This is a genomic window from Nostoc sp. (genome assembly GCF_036917275.1).
GTDB lineage: Bacteria > Cyanobacteriota > Cyanobacteriia > Cyanobacteriales > Nostocaceae > Nostoc.
In genome coordinates this window covers 12,771-33,947 of sequence record NZ_JBALDF010000018.1, presented here as the reverse complement: position 1 = coordinate 33,947, position 21,177 = coordinate 12,771, and the positions used below count along the sequence as shown (strand labels likewise).

Here is a 21,177-nt window from a genome sequence, read left to right as displayed (position 1 = left end):
TGTTTTCATCTTCACTTTGGTAGTAGAATGACGATGTTAAGTTTTATGTTCCATAATGAAAGACATAAAACTCTTAAAAACAAAAGCTGCTAATTTCTTAAGCTTCTGCAATAGCTTTAAACTGGAAACCGATAAAGAGAGGATTTCACACAATGGTATTTGTACAAGAACCACTACCCTTTGACAAAAATGCTCTAGAGCCTTATGGTATGAAAGCTGAGACTTTCGAGTATCACTATGGCAAGCATCACAAAGCTTATGTAGACAACCTGAACAAGCTCACTGAAGGTACTGAACTTGCCGATAAGTCTCTGGAAGAAGTGATCAAAACTTCCTTTAAAGACTCCTCTAAGGCGGGAATCTTTAACAACGCAGCTCAAGTTTGGAACCACACCTTCTTCTGGAATTCTTTGAAACCCGCAGGTGGCGGCGCACCCACTGGTGAAATTGCAGCCAAGATTGATAAAGACTTTGGTAGCTTTGACAAATTCAAGGAAGAATTCTCTAATGCAGCCACAACTCAATTCGGCAGCGGATGGTCTTGGCTGATTGATGATGGTGGTACGCTGAAGGTGATTAAGACACCAAATGCAGAAAATCCACTAGCTCATGGACAGAAGGCACTCCTAACCTTGGATGTTTGGGAACACGCTTACTACATTGATTACAAAAACGCTCGTCCAGCGTTTATCAAGAATTTCCTAGAACAGTTGGTGAACTGGGACTTTGTTGCTGAAAATTTGGCTAAAGCTTAATGAATTGCCAGTTTTGAACTGGCTGCGATGTCTTTTGGCAAGCTGCTTCTCTACGAGAGGCTGCGCCAATACGTCTATGTGGCTTGTGCCAGATATGTAAAGTAGAAACAATCAGTTAATTGACCAATCTTGTTAGCAGTCACGAACTAGTCTCGTGGCTGTTTTTGGTTGACTATTGAGGGGATGGGGCAAGATTTTAAGTTTCCCCCCTTTATAAGGGGGGATTAAGGGGGGTCTATTCGACTTATGCAAGAGGTCCATTAATTATGACCGGGATAATACTGTTGGTTTTGTGTCATGAATCGTAAAATAGCATTTGGATCGTAACTAAGCTAAAAATTTTGAAAACTGGACTTAGGAGTAAAAACAATGGTGCAAGCTGTACAACAAGAACTGACACTAGAAAAGGTAAATAAAGCTATTGAGGCAATCCTCAATGTTTTGGATGTTCCCGAACCCGGAAATGATTTACACGCCAAGGCTTTATCTGCCTTTGTAAATGGTGATTACCAAACTGTAAAGCGGTTAGCCTCGACCAATTTATCTGATTGTTATGTTAAGGCACTGGGTTATTTAGGTGGGGCTTTGAAGCTAACGCCAAACACTGACACAATTCTGGCAGAGTCGGCACGGGCAGCAGCTGACTTTGCACGAGAGAGAACATTACGTGAACTTGGAGATGCGTTGGCGAAAGCCTTGTCGTAGACATCGCATCTGCACTCAACTAATAATTTTTCTTAGAGGATGTTTTAAAAGTCCTCGCCACTTAATAGTTCAGATGAACTATAAATTACAAATAAAAAGGGAGATGAAAATTGTCTACGAAAGTTGATACCCTGATCAGATATAGATTTTATTAAATTCGAGCAAATGTCAAATAATGATCTAACGGGCAGTAGTAAAGAACTAGCACAATACATCGAAGCAACGAATAGCATCTCTAAACCTTGGCTATTGGTATAACTGCGCCTCAAAAAATTGCAAGAGCGTCGAGCCACCCTTACAAACGATGTCTATACCAAAGAATTAGAAGATATTTACCAAGACTTGATGAATTTGGGGGAATGGTGGCGTGGTATTGAAGATGAGGTATTTTAAAGTCAGGAGTTATGAGTTTTCCTAACTCCTAACTCTTAACTCTTAACTTAAAACGCAACCTGATGCCTCAAGCTCTCGATCAAGTCGATTACGATACTCTCGATGCCGCAAAGCGACGCTTCATTGATGCCGCAAAACGCACACTTGGCTTTGCAAGTACTTATGGGATCGTGCCCGCATCGGGTCTCGGAGCAAGCGCTAACACTTTCAACTTTAACCTCGCTCCGTTTCTGGAGGCAGGGACTAGAGAACTTTCTATGACACTTGTCCCCGAAGGACTAGGCACCGCAGACGATACCCGCCCTGACGACCTCTGTGAGGAAGAGCTTCGACGATTCTGGTGGAACATTGGTATCAAGATTATCTCATGTCTGACGAACGACGCCGCAACCTCAGGTATGCAGACTATACTTCTCGGTCTCTATCTGCCGTCAAGCACTCCTGAAACAATCTTCACCCCCGCCTTCCTTGATGGGTTTCTTGATGGAGTGGTCGAGGGGTGTAAACGAGTGGGCTGCGTGTACCTCTCAGGGGAAACTCCTCAACTCAAAACCAAGATGATTCCAGGTCGGCTCGACATTGCAGGCTCCGTTTTTGGAGTTATGCCGCCTGGTGTCGCTCCCATTGATAGCTCGCGTCTGGATGCCGGAAATACAATTGTTCTTGTCGAGAGTTCGGGCCCCCATGAGAACGGCTTTACCCCAATGCGAAAGCTTGCTGAGTCTCTACCTGATGGCTATAGAACAAAACTCCCCAGTGGGCAGGAGTTCTGGGAAGCGATGAATGCCGCGTCGTATCTCTACACACCACTTGTACAGGGGGTACTTGCCGAGGGAATTCGCCCCACCGCGATGGAGAATATCACTGGACATGGATGGCAGAAGCTGATGCGATCGGTGAAGCCGTTACGGTACGTGATCGAAACGATGCTCCCAGTGCCGGAGATATTTACGTTTGTCGAGGGTCATCTTGAGGGCGGGGCAGAGACGATGCTTTCCGTGTTCAATTATGGAGCCGGATTTGCATTCTATACAGAGTCGCAGCAGGATGCAGAGAGGATCGTCATTCTCGCAAGAGAACATAAGCTAACGGCTGTGATTGCCGGAAGGGTTGAAGCGTCCCTTGCCCGTGAGGTGGTGGTAGAACCCCTTGGAGTCACCTTGAAGGGAGAGTCTTTTGGGATTGCGCGGGGGGTATAATCAGCCGCAAGCGATCGCTAGTTTTCTTAGAGCTATTGTAGACTCTACTTATACGATGCCTGCGGCGGGCTACGCCTACACTAAAGTCATGACTGGATTATCTAATTAAGTGTAAATATTGAAATAAATAGTATTTTTTTACACTATTGTTAAATTTGCATGTCAGGCTGATTAGAGAAAATTATTCTAATAAGTCTTTAAAACTAAGTCATTCAGCACAAATAGGATAAGCGGATTTGTAAAATTTATATGTAATATTATCTACTACTTAGCTATAAAGTACCTTAGATTACCCACTAACACTGAGGTTAAGATTTGCTAACCTAGTCTTAACATATTGAAAAATTTGCTGAGAAAGCTGAGAAAGTAGCCACCAACACTAATTATATAGTGTTGGAGATTTCTCATCTATAAATGGGGCGTTTTAGTGTGTTAAGAAAATATACTTTTATTCAGAGGGGGTTATGGCTGTAAATTTGGCCCAAACTACTGCTTCTGCGGAACTTTTGAAGCAAGTATTCCAAAACATTGATGCACAGAGTTGTCCAAGGTTATTCAACTTTCATATGCACACTGTCTACTCGGATGGCAGGTTGCAGCCGAGTGGATTGATGGAGCAGGCGATCGCTATTGGGCTAAAAGGGTTAGCCATCACCGATCATCATGGTATTATCGGCTATCAAGCGGCCCTTGCTTGGTTAGAAGACTGGAAGTGGAATAATCCTGGTACAAGCACTCCTTACCTGTGGAGTGGCGTGGAAATCAATGCCAACCTTTTGGATATAGAAGTCCACATTTTGGCTTATGCTTTTGGAGCAGAACACCCTAGTATGAAACCCTATCTCCAGAGAAGGGCGACTACAGGCAAAGAATATCAGGCAAGTAACGTGATTGCTGCTATTCATGAAGCTGGAGGATTGGCAGTTCTGGCTCATCCAGTTCGTTACAAGCGATCGCATTTTGACTTAATTCCCGCTGCATCCCAAAAGGGTATCGATGGCGTAGAAACTTTCTACGCCTACAATAACCCTAACCCCTGGAAACCCAGCACTTTGGAATCAGAACAAGTGCAAAAGTTGGCTGATGAATACTTTCTTTTCAATACTTGTGGTACTGATACCCACGGTTTGAGTCTGCTACAACGTTTGTGAAAATGAATCCATTTTTTAGACTCTCCTGGTTGAATCTGCCAGGAGGTTATTCTATTTGGGATTTTCGATTAGTCAAGCCGACTATTCATCAAAGGACTATAGTCGATTCTTGGTGGGAATCACAATCATCGAGAAATAGGGGACTTTGGCTGGATCAACTTCATCCAGAGGTATGATGCGTTGCTGTAACGTTGATGCCCGCTCAATATATCTTGCCCGTGATGCTAACCCTAATTTATGTAGGATATCCCGCACTTTGGTAAAGTGGCGACCTAGTTTCATAATTGCTGCTGCATCAGTCATCAGCAGATGTGTAGTCAGTTCTTCTGCTGGCAATGGGGCGGGTAGGACTGTGAGAATATCGGTGTAGTAGGTGAAAGGTACACCTAAGGCTACCGGACAAGCCATCAGCGAGGAAACTCCGGGGACAACTTCTGTTTGGTATTGGTCAGATAACCGCGTGAACAGGTACATGAACGAGCCATAGAAAAATGGATCACCTTCACACAGCACCACGACATCTCGACCTGCTGCTAAATGGTCGGCGATTGGTTGAATTTCTTGATCATAAATAGACTTTGCCTTTTCTGGCTCTAAGGCGCGGGGGAGGTGAAATAGCACCTCGATTTGATTGCCAGGAAGATACTGCGCCACGATCGCTCTAGCGATACTCTCTTTATCTATTGCTGATTGATAGGCTACCACGGGAGCCGCACGTAATAATCGCAGTGCCTTCAGAGTCAATAGTTCTGGATCGCCTGGCCCGACACCAATTCCATAGAGACGACCTTTGGTTTTCATATTCATTCTTCCTCCGTTGCCAAGGCGTTAACTGCTGCTGCGGCGATCGCACTCCCACCGCGCCGACCATGTAAGGTTAAAAATGGTACATTCTTACTGTCTGCTGCCAGTGCTGCTTTCGATTCGGCTGCACCGACAAACCCAACAGGAAAGCCTAAGATAATAGCAGGTTTTTCAGCTACTTCATCAAGCATTTCTAAGAGTCTAAATAGTGCTGTAGGTGCATTGCCAATTGCGATCACTGATCCATCGAGGTGCGATCGCCATAATTCTAAAGCTGCCGCCGACCTTGTAGTACCCATCCGCTGGGCAATTTCTGGCACTTCCGGCTCGTTCAGCGTACAAATAACTTGATTGTTTGCAGATAACCGCCGCCTGGTAACGCCATCGGCAACCATCCGGCAATCGCATAGAATCGGCGCTCCTGCTGCCAGTGCTGCCCTTGCGGATTGTACTGCTGTTGGTGAATATCCCAAGTCAGTGACGATATCCGTCATTCCACAGGCATGGATGAGACGTACAGCAACTTTTGCTACATCCGTTGGTAGCACATCTAGGTTCGCTTCTGACCGGATGATTGCAAAAGAATTACGGTAAATTTCGTTGGCATCTCGGATGTAGTCGGGCATTCGATTTGGGATTTTAAATTTTGGATTTTGGATTGACAAATGAAAATTGAAAGGCTCAGATTGCCGACTTCTCTAAAAGGTTGGGAATCTTGTTATTCACAAATGATTTAGGAATAATATTAAATAACTGGTGTAATTGGGCGATCGCATATCGATTAGCAAATTCCCCAAAGGACTCATTAGAATTTAGACGTTGAATTTTATATACATATAGCATCCGCTCTATTAATGCAGGTAGTTCGGTAAAAGTCACATATTGATATAGTTCACGTCCGAATTTCTGTTCACTCTCACCAACATAAATGTGATAGCCCTCCACAGTTCCATTGTCTGTCTGAATGCTGACACCGAGCAGAGTAATATCACTCTTGCTATGCTGGGCGCAAGATTTTTCGCAGCCACTAAAGTGGATATTAACTGGGCAATCCAGAGGAACACGATCAAGATATTTTGCCAATGCCAACGCATGACTTTTGGTGTCCGTGGCAGAAGCGGCGCAACCCTTCTTACCAGAACAGGCAACTAATGCACTCTTGATGTTGGTTGCAGAAGAATCTAATTCTAATAAAGCAATTTCTCGCTGCACATCGCCAACCCATTGCTGAGGAATATCTGTTAGCAGTAAATTTTGCCAGGGGGTTAACCGAAGAGTGCCGCTACCATATTTTGCTGCTAAATCTGCCAAACCCCGTATTTGCATACTCTCCAATCGTCCCAGAGGTAAGACGATACCAATGTAAAATAAGCCTTTCTGACGTTGGGGATGGATGCCAATATGCTGATACTCAGCATTTGAACGCTCCCCCAACCCCTCTCCTGCGAGGAGAGGGGAGAATTCCTCCCCTTTGCTTATTAGGGAAAGGGGTTGGGGGGTTAGGTCTTTTCTTGTTTTACTGTACAAAAGAGGGAAAGGTAGACGCTGCTGAACTTCTTGGAGATAATTTTCACAACCCAACGTATTCAATAACTCTAAGAGACGTAGCCGCCGCTTACTCGTAGTATGACTATGAGCTAGATAAACATCTGCCAAAGCTGCCAAGACGGGCAAACATTTTTCTGGTGGTAATAAAATCCCCATATCGCTAGGCGGTTGACCTTTTGTGCCTACACTGAGATAGAGACGGAAGTAAACATTACCATCAATTAAAACAGCCGCAAATAGGATATCATTCAAGCGATCGCTCACCCGAATTATTCCACCACCATCAAAGCAAACGCTAAATTTTGCCGACAGTCCCGAAAGCGCCGAATGTGCAGCAATATAATTATCCCAAGCTTGGACAAAAGGGCGAGTGTCAATTAATTCCTGTAGGTCGATACCAGCAGTTGGACTGGTCATAATATTACGGATGTGGTCTACAACAGTGTTGCCAGAACCCAATCCCATATCCTGTAAAAGCTTCAGAACTTCAGCACTTATCCCTGTGCGAATCTCACGGATTTGGAGGTTTGCTCGATTAGTCACATCCACATAGTTGCCCCCGTGCTGTTCTGCTATGTGTGCGATCGCACGGCACTGCTGACTACTAATAATTCCACCTGGTATTCTAATCCGAGATAATATACCATCTGCGGCGGGTGTAGGATAAAACAAGCCAGGACAAGTGGCAAATCCAGAAAGCAAACTTGGAACTCCTTCCCTGTGCAGCGCAGGGAGTAGATGGTGAGCGTGTCTTGAGGACATCTTGAGAGTTGGCATTCTGACTTGGGTGATCCCATCACAGCTGCGGCACAGTCCCGGAATTTCACCGGAGTTTCCCAACTCTAAGTTTTAGTAATTTAGCACGAGATGGTAGTCAGAAAATTTAATGCTTCATAAGTTTGATTTTGCGATCGCAAAATATTGCATCTGTTGGTAGAAGAAGCGATCGCTAGACATTATAATTTTATAATTGGGCTATTCAAAAACATAATTTTGAGCCACTTTCCAATAGCGTGAGAACCGTTTCAGGTCAATATAGCCGTCATACTCAAAAAATGGCTCTACCTTTAGCACTTCCACTGCTATAGAACCCTCCATTTGATTGCAGATATCATCAAACCGGGAACTGGGACTGTTGGCTGTGACGACTAAATTCGCATCATGTTCTTGAGCAAAAGCTAAGATTTCTTGTGCCATATCACCACGACGGATAACAACGGGTAACTCTAACAAGCATTCGTAGATGAAAGCAAGGCGTTTGAGACTCAGTTGCCATTCTTTTATCAAAGCCTCGTCCCAAACCCAGATAGCTGGGGCATCGGAGTATTTTTGCAGTACAGGGTTGTATGGACTGAGGCAATCTCCATGTACCCAAACAATTGGTTTACTCATTAGATTTTGGTTTTGTTTCTTGTTAAAAGGCAATAAATTTTAGTACAGTATTTCATTAATTCGTAGCGAATTAAATTTAGCAATAGCAATGCTAATGTGTCCCTCTACAATGCCAATGTGTCCCTCTGCAATGCTAATGTGTCCCTCTGCAATGCCAATGTGTCCCTCTACAATGCCAATGTGTCCCTCTGCAATGCTAATGTGTCCCTCTACAATGCCAATGCGTCCCTCTACAATGCTAATGTGTTCCTTTACAATGCCAATGTGTCCCTCTACAATGCCAATGCGTCCCTCTGCATTTAATAAACGTTAGGATTTTATGCAAAACTGTACCTAGCGCCGCTTCTTCCCACGCTGCCAACTTTGACTATTGGCTTGTTGACTAAATTCCCCTTTAGGAAAAAGTCGCTGTTCTAATTCTTCATAACTACCTTCAAAATCACAATGACCGTAAAGCGGACATTTCTGGCAATAAACGCTTTTGGTATAGCGTTCTAAGTTTTCACGGTTGAAAAAATACGGTTTATGACTAAAGGTGCTGGCAACCCACTGCCATGACATATTATTACTAGCAGGATCTCCATCTAAAAGATGTTCGAGAAACCACTTGGCTCCTGCTTGCCAACGAATACGCCGCCAATGGACAATATAAGCCGCTAGCCACATCCGGGCGTGGTTATGTAGATAGCCAGTTTCTTTTAAGTCACGGCTAAAGCTGTCGATACAAACTCTACCTGTGGTTTCTTGTCTGATATCTTGCGGCAATTCCGGTGCATATTCAGCCACAGTGTAACCAGTTTTGTACTCTTCCTGGTCTTTCCAGATTCCATCCCCTAACTTGACATACAACCGTTGCCAGTAGTCGCGCCAACCTAACTCGTTAATTAGTTTCGTAGCATCATTTTCCTGCTGTACTTGTTCAAAGACATAATCTCGAATTTCTCGCAAACTCAAAACACCATAGCGGATATAAGGCGAAAGTCGCGTCACAGCACCCGTGAAAAAATTACGTGTTTGCGCGTAGCTTAGTGGGTCGATTTTTTGCAGCGCTTCTTCTGCCGCTTTACGTCCTCCTAGAGTTTCGCTAATGTGGTTATCGCGTTCTGCTGCATCTGCGAATTGTTCGCGGAGGTAGGCTACCAACTCATCGCGGTTGGTAAATTCGCGTTGCATATCTTTAGACATATGAACTTTGAAGGGTAGGAATAAATAAACAAAAATACCTGTAGGCTAAATCATTATTATCGCGGATAAACACAAGCGATCGCTCTCAACCTTATGAGAGAACTTTTTTCATGGTAAGCAAATATAAATGGGTACATAGGCTAGCAAGAACCGCAGGCATCGCTTTGATAGCAATTTTCTCCAGGTTATCAGTAAGTAAAGCTAAGATATCAGATAAATCTGTCACTTTTCGAGACGATGAGCCTGTGCATCAATAGTACAATTCTAAAGCGATGTCTACGACGGGCTATTCGACGTTGCAATCTTTCACACTCTAATCATGAGCAACATTCCCCAAGTCGGACAACCAGCGCCAGATTTCTCCACTCCTGACCAAAATGGCAATTCAGTTACTCTCGACGACTTCAGCAGTCAGTGGATTGTCTTCTACTTCTACCCCAAAGATGATACACCGGGCTGTACCACCGAAGCGAAAGATTTCACCGAGTTGTATCAAGACTTCAGCGCACTGGGAGCGAAAATCTTAGGCGTAAGTCCAGATTCGGGTAAATCCCATTGTAAATTTATCAGCAAATATAACTTGTCAATCACCCTTTTAAGTGACCCAGAACATCTTCTGATAGAAGCCTACGGCGCTTGGCGATTGAAAAAATTTATGGGTAAAGAATATATGGGTGTTGCTCGCTCAACCTTTCTAATTTCACCTGATAAAATTATTGTCTATGCTTGGCCTAATGTAAAAACCAAAGGTCATGCTCAGGCAGTTTTAACTAAATTACGGGAATTAGCAGCCACGTAACGCAATTGGTTGGATGCAAGTAGAGTTACAGCAATGCTACGTGAATTATATTTATAGTAATAAAGCAGGATGTGAGCAGCCTGTTTGAGCAAAGTCTAGTGAAAGGGCGCTCTATAAACTGCCAGCGCGATGATTGAAGTAAGGAATTAGACTTCTCGTAATTTGAAATAAATATGATTCAAGTCATCCAAGCCCAAAATGTCACTCTTGCCTATTTAAAGCAAAAATTTGCTCTACACAAGTCTGAAGATGAGCAATTCTTTACAGAGTGGTTTGATTACATCCCGGAAATTTCCGAATTAGAAAAGCAATACTTAGACAGAGTTAAAAATAACTATCTCAATGTACTTGAAAATGCTCCTCTTTTAGAAGAAGCAGTAAAAATGGTGGTATTGTCTCCCCTGCTAGATTTAGCTGGTTTTTATCGTCATCCATTTTATATTGCTACAGAAGAAAGTGTAGAAATTAATGAAGAAATTATTATTCATAATGAAGCAAACGCCGAAGAGACTAAAGAAATTATCAAAGGTAAAATTGATGTCCTAGTTCTCCAAGATCAGCTATGGTTACTGATAATTGAATCGAAGAGGTCTAATTTTTCTTTGGCAAAAGCGATTCCTCAAGCACTGACTTATATGCTGGCAAATCCTCAGCCTGAGCATCCTGCATATTCTTTGGTAATAAATGGAGAAGATTTACAATTTATGAAACTGATAAAACAAGATAAACCAATGTATGCTTTATCTGATAGATTCACTTTATATAGACGCGAAAATGAATTATATAAAGTTTTGAATATCTTGAAGAATTTAGGTAAAGTGTTAAGCTAATTATCTTTGATATTCCTTTTTAGGTTAATACTGGAACAGTGTCATAATAGTTATACTACATATTTTAAATGAATTATGGTTCAATTTATCCAAGCGCAAAATGTCGGGCTTGCTTATCTGGAAGAAAGATTCAGTCTACAACTAACTGAAGATGAGGCATTCTTCACAGAATGGTTTGAGAATTTACCGGAAATTACAGATTTAGAAAAGCAAGATTTAGACAGAGTAAAACTTCATTTTCTCCGTTTAATCAAGCGTCCTCCTTTGTCAGAGGAAACGGTAAAATTAGTAATTTTATCTCCTTTACTCAATTTAGCTGGATTTTATGATGAGCCTTTTTATATGAGAGGCGAGCAATCAATAGAAATTTCCGCAGAAGATGAAGAAGAAGTTATTAGAGGTAGAATTGATTTTCTAGTTATTCAAGAACAATTATGGTTGTTAGTAATTGAATCTAAAAGGTCTAGCTTTTCTCTTTTAGAAGCCATACCTCAAGCACTTGTTTATATGTTGGCTAATCCTAATCAAGACAAACCTACTTTTGGATTGGTAACCAATGGTAGTCATTTCATTTTTGTAAAACTGACTAAACAAAATATACCAAAGTATGCCTTGTCTGATGAATTTACACTTTTTAAACGAAAAACTGAACTGTATCAGGTTCTAAGTATATTAAAAAAATTGAGTCAAATTTTGAGTTAATAATTATGTCTCTTCGTCCTATATACCTTGATTGCCATGCTACTACACCCGTAGATGAACGGGTATTAGCAGCAATGCTCCCTTACTTCACAGAACACTTTGGCAACCCATCCAGTATTAGCCATATTTATGGTTGGGAAGCAGAAGCTGCCGTCAAACAAACGCGAGAGATTTTAGCAGCAGCAATCAACGCCACACCAGAAGAAATTGTTTTTACAAGTGGTGCAACAGAAGCGAATAATTTAGCTATTAAAGGTGTTGCCGAAGCTTATTTTAAAAAAGGTCAGCATATTATTACTGTTGCCACTGAACATAGTGCAGTTATTGATCCTTGTAATTATTTAAAAAGTCTCGGTTTTGAAATTACTATTCTCCCTGTCCAAAAAGATGGATTGATTGATTTAAGTAAGTTAAAAAAAGCTTTCCGTCCTGAGACGATTTTGGTGTCGGTGATGGCTGCAAATAACGAAATTGGCGTGTTACAGCCTTTGGCAGAAATTGGGGAAATGTGCCATGAGCGCAATATCATTTTCCACACCGATGCAGCCCAAGCTATTGGTAAAATTCCCCTAGATGTGCAAGCGATGAAAATTGACTTAATGTCGTTAACAGCACACAAAGTATATGGCCCAAAGGGCATTGGGGCGCTGTACGTCCGTAGGCGCAACCCCAGAGTGCAACTGGCTCCCCAGCAGCACGGCGGCGGACATGAACGGGGGATGCGTTCTGGAACATTGTATCCACCGCAAATAGTCGGCTTTGGGAAAGCTGTAGAAATCGCTTTGAGAGAACAAGCAACAGAAACTCAACGCCTCACCCAGTTAAGCCAAAGCTTGTGGGAACAGCTTTCCCAAGTTGAAGGAATTCATCTTAACGGACATCCACAAGAGCGATTGGCGGGAAACTTGAATATCAGCGTTGAGGGAGTGGATGGAGCCGCACTTTTGCTAGGATTGCAGCCAGTAATGGCAGTTTCTTCTGGTTCTGCTTGCTCATCGGCAACCACTGCACCCTCCCATGTTCTCACAGCACTGGGACATTCCCAACAGCTAGCTTATGCCTCAGTGCGGTTGGGTATTGGACGATTTAATACCCAAGAGGAAATTGATATTGTGGCAAAACATGCGATCGCTACTATTCAAAGTTTACGCAATACCTCTTTTATGGATTCTCCCGTAAGAAAGCGTCAATCTGATCTAACTCCTGCTGATTGAGGCGAAATTCTCCAGCCCCGATGATTCCTTCCACCTGCTTGGGATTGCGTCCGCCAACGATCGCCCCTGTCAAAGCCGGATTGTTTAAAGTCCAAGCGATCGCCACCTCACCGGGGGAGCGATCATATTGCTTACCAATATGCTGCAACACCTCCACCAACTTCAGGTTACGAGATAGACGTGGCTCCTGAAATTCACTATTCTTTTTACGCCAATCATCATCTGGGAAATTAGCAACCCGCTCAGGTGTCATCTTTCCTGTAAGCAAGCCAGATTGCATCGGTGAATAAACAATCACACCGATGTTGTTTTCCTTACAAAAAGGTAGAATCTCCTTTCCAACATCGCGCTTAACCAGTGAATAAGGCGGTTGCAATGAGGTAACTGGTGCAATCTCCTGGGCACGTTTCAACTGTTCTACATTGAAGTTTGAGACCCCGATATTGCGAACTTTACCCTCATCCTTGAGCTTGGCCAAAGTCGTCCAGCCTTCTTCAATTTCTGAGTCAGGGTTAGGCCAGTGAATCTGGTAGAGGTCGATAGTTTCAATGTCGAGTCGGCGCAGACTAGCTTCAACCTCCCGCCGCAGAGAATCCGCCTTTAGGCTATTACCAATTTTGCCCTTTTCATCCCAGATCATTGAGCATTTAGTGAAAATGTAGGGACGATTAGATCGACCTTTGAGCGCCTTAGCAACAACCTCCTCCGAATGCCCCAGACCATAGACAGCTGCGGTGTCAATCCAATTAACGCCCAGGTCGAGAGCGTGATTGATCGCTGCGATCGATTCCTGGTCATCCTGCTCTCCCCAACCAAAAGCCCATCCACCTCCACCGATCGCCCAGGCTCCAAAGCCGATTGGGGTAATGTTAAGCTCCGAATTCCCAAGCTGTTTGGTTTGCATATCTACTTTCTCCAATTTTTGAGTCAATTGCTAGTTTATGTTGCAAATATCTTCTCAACCGCTATCTCAGGTGTGAATGACTATTGGTGCAAACACGATAGGCAATCACTACTTCTGTAGGATTACTAAATCCTGAATGTTGTGTTGTTCCTTACTTCTTGTACACTATTACACTGTGGTAGAAAACAAGGGGCATCCCCTTGTTTTGTCTGGTTAAATTGAGATGCTAGCTGGATTTACGCGCCCGCTGTACTAGACTTGCTCGAAGATAGTAACATTTGTCAGTGTTTATCAAAATAGAGAAGTAATATGTCAGAAGATTTAAAAGGCAAAGTTGCGCTGATTACAGGTGCAAACAAAGGTATCGGGTTTGAGATTGCCCGCCAATTGGGTTCTAGAGGTGCAACTGTTCTTGTTGGTGCAAGAGATATCGGACGTGGTGAAGAAGCAGCGAATAAACTTCGTTCAAATCAAATCGATGCCCGATCAATTCAGCTTGATGTCATCGACCAAAAAACAATCGACTCTACGGCTGAAAAAATCGAGAGCGAATTCGGGAAACTTGACATCCTTGTGAACAATGCTGGGATACTAAGTGATGGCGATCGCCTTCCACCTAGTCAAGTTGATATTGAAACACTGCGACACACTTACGAGACAAATGTATTTGGAGTGTTTGCAGTTACAAAAACGCTCTTGCCACTCTTAAAGAAGTCAAAAGCAGGGCGAATAGTGAATCTATCAAGTGGCTTAGGTTCTCTGACTCTAAACTCTGACCCAAATAGTGAGTTTGCTGATTCTAGGTATCTTGCTTATAACTCATCAAAGACAGCATTGAATGCGATCACAGTTCTGTTGGCTGCTGAACTTAAAGATACCGTGATTAAAGTCAATGCTGCTAATCCTGGTTACACAGCAACTGACATTAATCAATACCAAGGGCACCGCACTGTTGAGCAGGGAGCGATCGCAGCAGTGAGACTTGCGACTCTCCCTGATGATGGTTCTAGCGGAGGGTTTTTTGATGAAAATGGTGTGGTTCCCTGGTAGAAAGTAACTACGGTGTATACACAAGTCTGAAATAGCTTGAAATATGGGTTTAGACTCTCGTATCACCCCACCCTAACCCTCCCCTTATAAAGGGGAGGGAATTAGATTTTCGGTTTCCCCCCAATATATCGGGGGGATTAAGGGGGGTAATACGACTTGTGTATACACGATAGGGTAGAAAGTAAGGGGGCATGGGGCATGGGGCAGGAGTTAAAAAACTCGTTAACGAGTGTTTTAACTGGATGAATCCACCTTTTATCTCCGTTAACGAGTGTTTGAACTGGATGAATCCACCTTTTATCTCGGTTAACGAGTGTTTGAACTGGATGAATCCACCTTTTATCTCCGTTAACGAGTCTTTGAACTGGATGAATCCACCTTTTATCTCCGTTAACGAGTGTTTGAACTGGATGAATCCACCTTTTATCTCGGTTAACGAGTCTTTGAACTGGATGAATCCACCTTTTATCTCCGTTAACGAGTCTTTGAACTGGATGAATCCACCTTTTATCTCGGTTAACGAGTCTTTGAACTGGATGAATCCACCTTTTATACTCGTTAACGAGTGTTTGAACTGGATGAATCCACCTCAGAATTCCGTTTATCCACATTATCCCCTTGTCCCCCACTCCCTACTCAATAGGGATTTGAATCAATCCGTCCCCTTTTGACACTCCTGAGATAGTAGCCAGAAGTTGGTCTGTTTTTAAGATTAAAGGTGTCCCCCCTGCGAACTTTCCAAATTTTGTAATTGGAAAAGGTCAAAGGCGTTCGGGATTGGCATACTTCCGGTACATGATTACCAAGTACAAAGTACACCGCACCCCTACCCATAACTTTCACTAAACCGTTTTTATCCACAAGAACCGATGTACTTTCACTAACCCCTATGCCCAAAACACTGCTAGATACACCGTCCTTAATTTGACGGGCAATAAAAGTCATAATTCGACCCATTCTTTCCCGTCTGTCGAAGTGCGTATCTACGATAGTTCCCTTTAAATCGCTCCAATTGAAAAAGTTGTAAGTAAAAGTGATGTCTCGGTAAGGATCTTCGAGTGCGTCTCTAGTTTCAATGCCTTTTTCGGAAGAAGCACAAGCATCATAGACACAATCACTTTGGATCATCGCCCCCGCACTGGTGCCACCAACACCACCACCCTTAAGGTAAACTGACTTAACGGCAGCCTCAAGCTTGGTATCTTTCCAGTTGCGGATATATTCACATTGGTCGCCACCAGCAAAGAAAATCACATCAGCATTTCTGACTTTTTCATAAATCTCAGCTTTGTTTGCTTCTTGCCTATTGCTAATCACAAGAGTTTCCACAAACTTTACGCCCCTCATGGCATAAATTAGCCGATTGTAATCGTGATTACCATTAGTGCGGATAACTACAACATTAACTTTAGTGGCGGAGTCACTACCTCCCCTGACTTCGTTAATCATCCACTGGATGGCATCATCGACATCGGGACCACCCCCACCTAAGCTCAAAACCGGACCCGCTAATGAAGAACGGACATCAAAATCAAAAGAGGGGGAGGGGTGGACATCAACAGTGTCACCCAGAAAGTAGCGTTTCCAGTTTTCGATAAAACGGGTTATAAGGAAGGTTCCCATATTCAACAACTTGATTCCTGTACTTTTCAAGCGCCTTGCTATGCTTGGGAATGCCTTTGTCATACTAAGCTACTGGAGCAAACTGCAATTATTGCTAGGCTGTTACGCATTTTAATTGCTTATTTATTCGTGATCGTCTTTGATCATTAGTCCTTAATCACTTGTATTTACAATTTGCCCTTGGGCAAAGGACTAATGAGAGTTTTAACGAAATAAATCTGCAATTTAAACGCGCACTAGCTTAACTCTGGCACTACAGAGGGTAGAATTTCCAGCGTACAGGGCTTGTACTGTTTTTTAACGCCATGAGAACCCAGAGTAATCATTAATTCTCTGTCCTACTCTGCGAAAATATCTAGATTGCTTGTGTCCTTTATAGTCCAATACCCTTGGGTGAAAATTTCAAAGAAAATTTACATTGGATTTAAATCCCCGACTTCTTCAAGAAGTCGGGGATCTAACAAGTCGCTTACCAGACAATTTGCGATCGCTCCAAGGCAACTTGCTGATATACTTCTTCAGTTTGCTTGGCTAATTTCAGCCAGCTAAAACGCCGCTCTAAATCCTTATAAGCATTATCTACCAGCCATTGCCGATAACCTGGATTTTTCAACACTTCCAAAATTCCCCAAGCTAAAGAATCGGGATTATTCGCCCAAGTAACAATGCCTGTTTTGGTATGTTGCACCACTTCCGGGAAGCCACCAGTATCAGAAACTACTACAGGAACACGAGAAGCAAAGCTTTCTAAAGCCACAATCCCAAAAGGTTCGTAAAGGCTGGGAAATACTGCACAGTCAGCGACAGTTTGAAATCTATCTAAGTATCTATCAGAGAGAAAACCTGTAAAATAGCAATGATGCCAAATTCCCAAATCCCAGGCTTGGCGCTTGAGATGGTCAGTATTGCCGCCACCAACGATGATAAGTTTAACGTTACCTCCCATTTGGGAAAGGATCTTAGGTATGGCATTAAGCAATACAGGTACACCCTTTTCATAGGTCATGCGACCGAGGTAGTAAACGATTTTCTCATCGTCTGTGGCGAATTGGCGGCGAAAATTCACAGCATGAAAATCTACGTGATGCTGTTTCTTTTCGGCTCGGATTCCGTTATAAATGACATCGATTTTGTCCCAAGGACTGTGTAGTACTCGTTCTATTTCTTGGCGCATATAGTCGCTACAAACAATAATCCGCCAAGCGTTGAAAGCCAACAAGTTTTCTTTGCCATTAATATAGCCTTGAATGTCGGTGTTAATACCGTTATAGCGCCCGTATTCTGTAGCGTGAATTGTGGCAATTAGTGGTATTTTGAAATTATGCTTGAGAGCGATCGCAGCATCTCCTACTAACCAATCATGGGCATGAATTAAATCAAACGATCCCTCCTCTAAAATCAACTTACCACCGTGATCTCCCATACTCAGGTTAAGATTGACTACCCAGTGGAAAAAGTCGTTACTATGTGCCACTGGCACCCGATGCACCTTTACGCCCTCAACTACCTCATACATTGACGCCTGACCAAACTCTGCTGTAATCAGGTGGACTTCATGCCCTAGCTTTACTAGTTCCGGGTACAACTCCGCTACATGCCGCGCAATTCCCCCAACAATCCTCGGCGGAAACTCCCAACTCAGTACTAGTATCTTCATCTGCTAAACTCCCCCCACGCTTTACAAATATCTAAAAAACTACATTTATCTAAAAATACAAGGATACCGAATGCAGTGAGTATGTTTACTAAAATTTTTAGATGTTTTTAACAGTGATTTTGTTAAAGCTTATCAAAGGTTATCAACTGTATGCTAGGGATAGTAAGCAAGGTCAGGGTAAGCGCATCTTGTCCATAAATCCTCAAAGATGATCAATAAGTAAGCATTATTGATCATCTTTTAGGCATTAGCTTACAAATACGTTGCTAGGGGCATAGCATTGCCATGCCCCTACGATAAATTTATCTGTATCAGGGTTTTCGTGAATCGGTATAACTCCTTTTCCCAATTTTTCGTTTGAAGCGTCTGAACTTGAATCTAAGTTTGTTTTAATGAATTTGACGAAATTGATGGCAAAACAATTTGGGATTTGAGCTATAGGATCGAAGTAAAAACAACTTCACCAGATGATATTCCTGAATGCGACTATTCATTTGAGCAGTTCGAGCAATGGCGCAAGACTGGAGAATCTATGTATCGGGCTTTGACTCCCCCAACCCTAATAGGGAAGGGGGTTAGGGCTGTTTTATGTTTTTTCAGGTTGAGGTGTAATCGCAGCCAATTGTCTCTGAGGATTAAGCACTTTTAAATTAGCTTTGATCCAAGCGCAATACTGCCATAAAGGCTTCCTGGGGTACGTCCACTGTACCTACAGATTTCATTCGCTTTTTACCTTTTGCTTGCTTCTGTAATAGTTTCTTCTTCCGGCTGATGTCACCACCGTAGCACTTGGCTAGCACATCTTTCCGCAAGGCGGGGATGTGTTCGCTGGCGATAACTTTACTGCCAATAGATGCCTGAATTGGCACTTTAAATTGATGGCGGGGAATTAGTTCCTTGAGTTTTTCTGCCATTGAGCGTCCGACATTGTAAGCTTTATCCCGGTGTACAATCATCGCCAAGGAATCCACGGGATCGCCGTTAATCATGATATCCAGCTTCACCAGAGGATTTTCACGGTAGCCAATAAGGTGATATTCCATGCTGGCATAACCGCGCGATCGCGACTTCATCTGGTCAAAAAAGTCAGTCACAACTTCCGCCAAGGGGAGTTCATAAGTGAGGGTGGTTCGTCCTTGGGTGAGATATTTCATATCCTTGAAAATGCCACGGCGATTTTGCGACAACTCCATCAAGCTGCCGACATAGGTTTCCGGGGTAATCATCTCTACTTTGACGTAGGGTTCTTCAATTTTTTCGCGATCGTTGGGAGAAGGTAGACGGCTGGGATTATCGATGTACAGTTCCTCCCCTTTCAGGGTGATCACCTTATAAACCACCGAGGGGGCTGTAATGATTAAATCGAGATTATACTCTCGCTCTAGCCGTTCCTGGACAATTTCCATGTGCAGCAAGCCCAAAAACCCGCAACGGAAACCAAACCCCATCGCGCTAGAAGTTTCTGGTTCGTAGTGCAGCGCCGCATCATTGAGTTCCAGCTTTTCTAAGGCTTCCCGCAAGTCTTCAAATTGATCAGCATCAATGGGGAACATCCCACAATAAACCATCGGGTTGGCTTCTGCGTAACCTGGTAAAGGTGACTCCGCTTTCGCCTTACTTAGAGTAATTGTGTCTCCTACCCGGGCATCAGCTACAGCTCTAATTGCCGCTCCTAAATAGCCGACTTCCCCAGCGTGCAGTTCTTCAACTTGCTTTTGAGTAGGAGAAAGGACGCCTAACTCATCAATTTCAAATTCTTTACCAGATGCCATTAAATGGATGCGATCGCCTTTTTTCACGGTGCCATCCATCACCCGGAAATACACAATTACTCCCCGGTAACTGTCGTAATAGCTATCAAATATTAACGCCCGTAAGCGTTCATTTATCGTATTGGGTGGTGGCGGTATCCGCTCAACAACTGCTTCTAGAATCTGATCAATACCAATTCCTTCTTTAGCAGAGGCTAGAATCGCACCACTGCAATCTAGACCGATAATTTCTTCAATTTCCCCAATTACCCGTTCTGGTTCAGCCCCTGGCAAATCAATTTTATTCAAAACCGGGATAATTTCCAGGTTGTTCTCTAACGCTAAATATACATTCGCCAAAGTTTGCGCTTCCACACCTTGGGACGCATCTACTACCAATAGCGCTCCTTCACAAGCCACAAGAGAGCGGGAAACTTCATAAGAGAAATCCACATGCCCCGGAGTATCAATCAAGTTCAGAACATACTGCTGACCATCCTTGGCTGTGTAATTCATCCGGGCAGCTTGCAGCTTAATTGTAATCCCGCGCTCCCGTTCCAGATCCATATTGTCGAGAAACTGTTCCTTCATCTGTCGGTCTCCAACAGTGCCAGTAGCTTGCAGCAAGCGATCGGCAAGGGTTGATTTCCCGTGGTCGATGTGAGCAATAATACAAAAATTGCGAATGCGAACTGCGGGAACGTCAGTCATATACTATCTTTGCCTTAGCAGCAACCAAAGTTAAAAGAGCAATTTACTTAATGTATTTTAATGCTTTCTTAGCCAAGACGCTCCTAGCTTTTAATGGGTATTGGGGACTGGGCATTAGGGGCTGGGGACTGGGGAAGAGTTATTTCAAACCAATCCCCAATACCCAATTCCCAGTCCCCTCTTCACCCCATCTTTAAGTTTCGATCTAAATAGGTGGACTTTTAAGAATATTATGAAAGTCTATTTGTCACTGCTAGTAATCATCAGCTAGGAGCGTACAATAAATGTAAATAAGTACATGTAGGGATCATGCAGGGATCGTGGGTAATTACCACCCGTAATTGCCCGGAATCACTGATTTCTCGGCAAAACTTCTAGAGCCATTGTCTAGTCAGTTATATGAAAAATGCGATTTGAAAGTTAAAGCTGTTACTTTGGTGCTATTTCAGGGAACTATCTAACTGTGCCCTTGAAGATTTTTCAACGAATTAGCCCAAATTAATGAATATAACTACTTTACAAAACTTTAGACAAAACCAATTCAGAATATATCAAATCTATGAATATGCAAGAGAAAACTACCGAAGCGGAAAACACACGAGCCGATAAGGTAGAAATTGCTGTCCGCCTAGACTCCGAGTTACTAAAGCAAATTCAGCATCTCACCAATGATCCAAGTAAAGTCATTGAGGTGGCGATTCGCCAGTGGTTACGGGGTGAAATCCTTAGGGATGACGAACTGACGCGCACCCCTGTGCGTACCCCTGTTCCTCCTCGGGGTGAATGGAACGATTGACGTGAATC

The 21,177-nt window shown here is 43.2% G+C and carries 21 protein-coding genes, 1 pseudogene and 1 riboswitch; of the genes and pseudogenes, 13 read left to right on the top strand and 9 right to left on the bottom strand.

Going from position 1 to position 21,177, the window contains the following annotated elements:
- The first annotated feature begins 152 nt into the window (after positions 1–152).
- The 6 genes and pseudogenes from V7K35_RS07335 (at position 153) to V7K35_RS07310 (ending at position 4,203) form a co-directional block, all read left to right on the top strand.
- Positions 153–755, top strand: coding sequence for a superoxide dismutase (locus tag V7K35_RS07335; RefSeq protein ID WP_334797339.1), 603 nt, complete (start codon positions 153–155; stop codon positions 753–755).
- Between the two features lie 369 nt (positions 756–1,124).
- Entirely contained in the window at positions 1,125–1,460 is a 336-nt protein-coding gene (locus tag V7K35_RS07330; RefSeq protein WP_273765021.1) for a hypothetical protein, read from the top strand.
- 165 nt (positions 1,461–1,625) lie between these two features.
- Positions 1,626–1,853, top strand: a pseudogene (locus V7K35_RS07325) (hypothetical protein).
- A gap of 62 nt (positions 1,854–1,915) precedes the next feature.
- Entirely contained in the window at positions 1,916–3,052 is a 1,137-nt protein-coding gene (locus V7K35_RS07320) for an AIR synthase related protein (RefSeq protein ID WP_335077594.1), read from the top strand.
- Entirely contained in the window at positions 3,030–3,161 is a 132-nt protein-coding gene (locus tag V7K35_RS07315) for a hypothetical protein (protein ID WP_334797341.1), read from the top strand. The genes V7K35_RS07320 and V7K35_RS07315 overlap by 23 nt, the downstream gene beginning before the upstream one ends.
- A gap of 355 nt (positions 3,162–3,516) precedes the next feature.
- A complete protein-coding gene (locus tag V7K35_RS07310) occupies positions 3,517–4,203 on the top strand; it encodes a PHP domain-containing protein (protein ID WP_335077592.1) in 687 nt (228 codons plus the stop codon).
- 96 nt (positions 4,204–4,299) lie between these two features.
- Here V7K35_RS07310 and V7K35_RS07305 read toward each other — a convergent pair whose 3' ends face one another.
- The 5 genes from V7K35_RS07305 to V7K35_RS07285 form a co-directional block, all read right to left on the bottom strand.
- Positions 4,300–5,004, bottom strand: a complete 705-nt coding sequence (locus V7K35_RS07305; RefSeq protein ID WP_335077590.1) for a precorrin-2 C(20)-methyltransferase — start codon at positions 5,002–5,004, stop codon at positions 4,300–4,302.
- A gap of 2 nt (positions 5,005–5,006) precedes the next feature.
- The gene (locus V7K35_RS07300; protein ID WP_335077588.1) at positions 5,007–5,633 is read right to left on the bottom strand and encodes a precorrin-8X methylmutase; all 627 of its coding nucleotides are present in this window, start codon (positions 5,631–5,633) and stop codon (positions 5,007–5,009) included.
- A gap of 55 nt (positions 5,634–5,688) precedes the next feature.
- Positions 5,689–7,317, bottom strand: a complete 1,629-nt coding sequence (gene cobG, locus V7K35_RS07295; RefSeq protein ID WP_442939699.1) for a precorrin-3B synthase — start codon at positions 7,315–7,317, stop codon at positions 5,689–5,691.
- A gap of 1 nt (position 7,318) precedes the next feature.
- Positions 7,319–7,411: riboswitch (adenosylcobalamin-variant (AdoCbl-variant) riboswitch) on the bottom strand.
- A gap of 119 nt (positions 7,412–7,530) precedes the next feature.
- Positions 7,531–7,947, bottom strand: a complete 417-nt coding sequence (locus tag V7K35_RS07290) for a hypothetical protein (protein ID WP_334792918.1) — start codon at positions 7,945–7,947, stop codon at positions 7,531–7,533.
- 333 nt (positions 7,948–8,280) lie between these two features.
- Positions 8,281–9,132: an FAD-binding domain-containing protein gene (locus tag V7K35_RS07285; RefSeq protein WP_335077585.1), complete on the bottom strand. Its 852-nt coding sequence runs from the start codon at positions 9,130–9,132 to the stop codon at positions 8,281–8,283.
- Positions 9,133–9,451: 319 nt separating this feature from the next.
- Here V7K35_RS07285 and bcp point away from each other — a divergent pair, with 319 nt between their 5' ends.
- The 4 genes from bcp (at position 9,452) to V7K35_RS07265 (ending at position 12,677) form a co-directional block, all read left to right on the top strand.
- On the top strand, positions 9,452–9,931 hold the full coding sequence (gene bcp / locus V7K35_RS07280; protein ID WP_335077583.1) for a thioredoxin-dependent thiol peroxidase: 480 nt from the start codon (positions 9,452–9,454) through the stop codon (positions 9,929–9,931).
- 173 nt (positions 9,932–10,104) lie between these two features.
- Positions 10,105–10,761, top strand: coding sequence for a type I restriction endonuclease (locus tag V7K35_RS07275; RefSeq protein ID WP_335077581.1), 657 nt, complete (start codon positions 10,105–10,107; stop codon positions 10,759–10,761).
- A 75-nt stretch (positions 10,762–10,836) separates the two neighbouring features.
- Positions 10,837–11,463, top strand: a complete 627-nt coding sequence (locus V7K35_RS07270; protein ID WP_335077579.1) for a type I restriction endonuclease — start codon at positions 10,837–10,839, stop codon at positions 11,461–11,463.
- Positions 11,464–11,468: 5 nt separating this feature from the next.
- Positions 11,469–12,677, top strand: coding sequence for a cysteine desulfurase family protein (locus V7K35_RS07265; RefSeq protein WP_335077577.1), 1,209 nt, complete (start codon positions 11,469–11,471; stop codon positions 12,675–12,677).
- Here the strand turns inward: V7K35_RS07265 and V7K35_RS07260 are convergent.
- Positions 12,625–13,581: an aldo/keto reductase gene (locus V7K35_RS07260; protein ID WP_335077575.1), complete on the bottom strand. Its 957-nt coding sequence runs from the start codon at positions 13,579–13,581 to the stop codon at positions 12,625–12,627. The two genes, V7K35_RS07265 and V7K35_RS07260, sit on opposite strands and share 53 nt — an antisense overlap.
- A gap of 309 nt (positions 13,582–13,890) precedes the next feature.
- Between V7K35_RS07260 and V7K35_RS07255 the strand changes: the two genes are divergently transcribed.
- On the top strand, positions 13,891–14,631 hold the full coding sequence (locus V7K35_RS07255) for an SDR family oxidoreductase (RefSeq protein WP_335077573.1): 741 nt from the start codon (positions 13,891–13,893) through the stop codon (positions 14,629–14,631).
- A 191-nt stretch (positions 14,632–14,822) separates the two neighbouring features.
- On the top strand, positions 14,823–15,302 hold the full coding sequence (locus tag V7K35_RS07250; RefSeq protein ID WP_335077571.1) for a hypothetical protein: 480 nt from the start codon (positions 14,823–14,825) through the stop codon (positions 15,300–15,302).
- Here V7K35_RS07250 and V7K35_RS07245 read toward each other — a convergent pair.
- From V7K35_RS07245 to lepA, 3 genes are all read right to left on the bottom strand, one after another.
- The gene (locus V7K35_RS07245; RefSeq protein WP_335077569.1) at positions 15,268–16,317 is read right to left on the bottom strand and encodes a cyanophycinase; all 1,050 of its coding nucleotides are present in this window, start codon (positions 16,315–16,317) and stop codon (positions 15,268–15,270) included. The two genes, V7K35_RS07250 and V7K35_RS07245, sit on opposite strands and share 35 nt — an antisense overlap.
- Before the next feature lie 406 nt (positions 16,318–16,723).
- Complete coding sequence (locus V7K35_RS07240; RefSeq protein WP_335077567.1) at positions 16,724–17,911, bottom strand: glycosyltransferase family 4 protein; 1,188 nt, start codon at positions 17,909–17,911, stop codon at positions 16,724–16,726.
- Between the two features lie 650 nt (positions 17,912–18,561).
- Complete coding sequence (gene lepA / locus V7K35_RS07235) at positions 18,562–20,373, bottom strand: translation elongation factor 4 (RefSeq protein WP_334795531.1); 1,812 nt, start codon at positions 20,371–20,373, stop codon at positions 18,562–18,564.
- 559 nt (positions 20,374–20,932) lie between these two features.
- On the opposite strand from lepA, the gene V7K35_RS07230 reads away from it, so the two are divergent.
- On the top strand, positions 20,933–21,169 hold the full coding sequence (locus tag V7K35_RS07230) for a hypothetical protein (RefSeq protein WP_334795530.1): 237 nt from the start codon (positions 20,933–20,935) through the stop codon (positions 21,167–21,169).
- The last annotated feature ends 8 nt before the right edge of the window (positions 21,170–21,177 follow it).